Origin of the sequence: Sporosarcina koreensis, assembly GCF_001531445.1 — a bacterium.
In the GTDB taxonomy this organism is placed as follows: Bacteria; Bacillota; Bacilli; order Bacillales_A; family Planococcaceae; genus Sporosarcina; species Sporosarcina koreensis_C.
Genome location: NZ_LQYA01000342.1, coordinates 1 through 243 on the forward strand (window position 1 = coordinate 1; position 243 = coordinate 243).

Here is a 243-nt window from a genome sequence, read left to right on the forward strand (position 1 = left end):
TTCCGTTCCTCGTCATCTGTTAAATAATCATCAGATTTAACGGAGTATTTAGCAGTTTCATTTACTGCTGTTTCAATCGCTTGCTTGTCCTGTTCAGAAGAAACTTTAGATTTAATTGCAGTAACAAAAACATTTGGATCATAGTCTAGTTTCATATCCTTTTTCCAAAACGCTTGCCATTCTTTATGAGTAATATAATTTTTTTTGCTTCTAAAATAACTACTTTCAAAGCACATCATTGCA

General features: G+C 31.7%; 1 protein-coding gene. It reads right to left on the minus strand.

Translation table 11 applies throughout. The features are described from left to right. A partial coding sequence (locus AWV70_RS22350; protein WP_160327725.1) for a protein rep occupies positions 1 to 243 on the minus strand: 243 nt, incomplete at both ends.